The organism is Streptomyces sp. ID05-39B (genome assembly GCF_033794725.1).
Lineage (GTDB): Bacteria > Actinomycetota > Actinomycetes > Streptomycetales > Streptomycetaceae > Streptomyces > Streptomyces bobili.
In genome coordinates this window covers 1-2,494 of record NZ_JARGEF010000461.1, presented here as the reverse complement: position 1 = coordinate 2,494, position 2,494 = coordinate 1, and the positions used below count along the sequence as shown (strand labels likewise).

4 protein-coding genes are annotated in these 2,494 nt (G+C 69.4%); 3 read left to right on the top strand and 1 reads right to left on the bottom strand.

The window, feature by feature from the left end; translation table 11 throughout:
* Positions 1 to 2 precede the first annotated feature (2 nt).
* On the top strand, positions 3 to 593 hold the full coding sequence (locus P1P75_RS41055) for an OmpA family protein (protein ID WP_319265022.1): 591 nt from the start codon (positions 3 to 5) through the stop codon (positions 591 to 593).
* A 26-nt stretch (positions 594 to 619) separates the two neighbouring features.
* On the opposite strand, the gene P1P75_RS41050 is transcribed toward P1P75_RS41055, so the two are convergent.
* Positions 620 to 925, bottom strand: a complete 306-nt coding sequence (locus tag P1P75_RS41050; RefSeq protein ID WP_319265020.1) for a winged helix-turn-helix domain-containing protein — start codon at positions 923 to 925, stop codon at positions 620 to 622.
* A 281-nt stretch (positions 926 to 1,206) separates the two neighbouring features.
* Here P1P75_RS41050 and P1P75_RS41045 point away from each other — a divergent pair, with 281 nt between their 5' ends.
* Together P1P75_RS41045 and P1P75_RS41040 are read left to right on the top strand one after the other, a co-directional pair.
* On the top strand, positions 1,207 to 1,434 hold the full coding sequence (locus tag P1P75_RS41045) for a hypothetical protein (protein ID WP_319265018.1): 228 nt from the start codon (positions 1,207 to 1,209) through the stop codon (positions 1,432 to 1,434).
* Positions 1,434 to 1,628, top strand: coding sequence for a hypothetical protein (locus tag P1P75_RS41040; protein WP_319265015.1), 195 nt, complete (start codon positions 1,434 to 1,436; stop codon positions 1,626 to 1,628). Before P1P75_RS41045 ends, P1P75_RS41040 begins: the two co-directional genes overlap by 1 nt.
* Positions 1,629 to 2,494: the final 866 nt, after the last annotated feature.

Here is a 2,494-nt window from a genome sequence, read left to right as displayed (position 1 = left end):
CCCTGGCCCTGCTCGCGACGACCCTGTTGCTGCTCACCACACCTCCCGCCCATGCCGACGACCCCAGCGTCCCCCCAGGCACCGAACCCACCGCCACAGCCCCCGTGGAGGTGGACCCCAACGACCCCGACCTCAAGCTCCCTGAGGGGGCCACCCTCGCGGAGCCCAAGGTGCTCGACATCAAGCAGGTCGTCGAGGACGAGACGGGGGACGAGCGGCGCGAGGACACCAACGCGGACGTGAAGTTCGCGCTCCAGGCGGAAGTCCTGTTCGGCAAGGACAGCGCCAAGCTGAGCGCCGACGCTAAGGCCCGCATCGCGGGTATCGCCGAGGAGATCAAGAAGCAGAACGCCACCCAGATCCGCGTCTTCGGCTTCACGGACAACCTCGGCTCCTCGGCCCACGGCGACGTCCTGTCGAAGCAGCGAGCGAACGCGGTCCAGGCCGCCCTCGCCGGCGACCTCAACAACGCGAGCGTCACCTTCGAGGTGCGTGGCTACGGCGAGCAGTACCCCATCGCGGACAACGCATCCGAGGCAGGCCGCAAGAAGAACCGCCGAGTGGAGGTCACGTTCCCGAGGACGGCAGGCTGACAGAGGCCGATCCGCAGCCCCGCCTGTCAGCCGACCGGCCCCTCGCCCGTTCCCGGGACACCCGGAGCTGATTCGGGCAGCGGGTCGGCGACGAAGGTCCCACGGCCGTGAACGGTCTCGACGAGCCCTCGTTCACGCAGAACCTGGGCGGCCCGTCGCACGGTGAGGTAGGCGACGCCGTATTCCTGAGCGAGATCACGCTCCGAGGGAAGACGGGCGCCGGGCCGCAACGCCCCAGTGCGAATCCTCGCCTCGACGTGGTCGGCTACGGCGACGTAGATGAGCTGGGACCCCTGCGGGTTGAAGTCGGGCACCTCACTGCGGTCACTCACAAGGGCAACATAGGTCGGTAGAGAGCTACACGAATCTTCAGAGAGCTATGCATAGCTCTACATGGCTTAGTAAGCTCGGGTGCAGACGAGACCCCGGCGACCGCGCGAACGGTCCCGGGGCATGGCCACCAACCGACAGAGAGTTGATGACAGTGGGCATTATCCACGCCCTGGCGCACTGGATCATTGGCGTATTCGGGCCAGGCACAGGCAGGCGCCGGGCGGGCACGCACCCCGCCGCAGTGGCCCCGATCTGCCAACAAGAGAGGCAGTCTGGCCCAGTGGTCGTACCGCTCCCCAAACCCCGTTCCCCGTACGGCCTCCCCGTTGTCCTCGACGGCACCCGTACCGCCCCCATCCGCCCGTACGTCCTCGCAGTCGAGCGAGCTGACCAGGAGCGTGAGCGCGAGCGGGCGCGACAGACGCGGCGCCGGGTCGCCCTGGTCCTGGCCGCCGACTACGGAGTCGATCTCGACCTGCATGTGATCGGTGCGGAGAGGGCGGCGTGATGGGAACGCCGGACAAGGAGCCCCGCCTGCCGGTACGGATGCCGGTGCGCATGTGCGTGCGCTGCGAGGTGACCACCGAGACCCCGGTGGTGGTCGCCGTGGTGCACCAGAACTCGGGGCCGGGCTTCGTCGTGTACGCCTGCCAGACGTGCGCCGTGCGCTACCCGCCACAGCCGGACGGGGGCGAGCGATGAGCGCGGGTCCCGCCACGGTGGCGGACCCGCGGGAGCTGTCGCCGGAGTGCACACTGGCGAGCAGGCCCGGATACGAGGACGTACACGACGCGTGCCGCCGCCTGCGGAACATCCCGCTCCCGCACAGCGTGGGCCTGCTGCCGCTGGTACGCCGTTGCGGCTGCACCTGTCACCGCCCGCCGACGGGGAAGGAGCCACGGTGAACGCCGGCACCCCACCCGAGCCGGGCACCTCCCGCCTGACGCTGCGCACGTACCGCGTGGACCGGAACGGCCGACGCGTCGGCTCACCCCAGACCCGCACTCACGACGGCGCTGGAGACCCGACCGCACTTCCGGACCCCTCGCCATGGCCGCGCTGCCGCTGCTTCCGCTGCACGGAGGGCGAGGGTCGGCAGGGCCGATAGGCCCCAGACCTTCGGTGCGCGGGAGCATGGACCAAACCCGCGCACCGAATGCCTTCGCGCGCCCCTCCGCCTACGCCTATTTACTGAGCTGCAAGTCATCCGGAATATCCGGCTTGTTGGTGCAGGCCAGCTCATCTCTCAGTGCGCGGGCCAGATTGACGGTCAGTTGCTGGTGGAACGCCGCCGAAAACCGGGGGTTGCCCGGTCGGCTGACTCGGGCTTCGAGTAGTACTTGCTTCTGTTGCTCGCTCGATGCTTCGTCGACCCGATGGCCGGTCCAGCCCGCCCGCTCGGCAGGACAGCGCGCGTCTCCCTCTCCCCGGAGCCACACCGCGCACACCCGATGCCCCATCGGTGACTCTAGCCACCGACAGTCACCCGCTGAAGCCGCCCTTCACGCAGAGTGGCCGGAATCCGCCCCAGCCTCAGCCTCCACAGCGACCACCGCCCCCACCCGCAG

Bases quoted from the DNA above. Each gene is read 5' to 3' on its own strand.
- P1P75_RS41040 (WP_319265015.1), top strand. From the start codon at position 1,434: ATGGGAACGCCGGACAAGGAGCCCCGCCTGCCGGTACGGATGCCGGTG.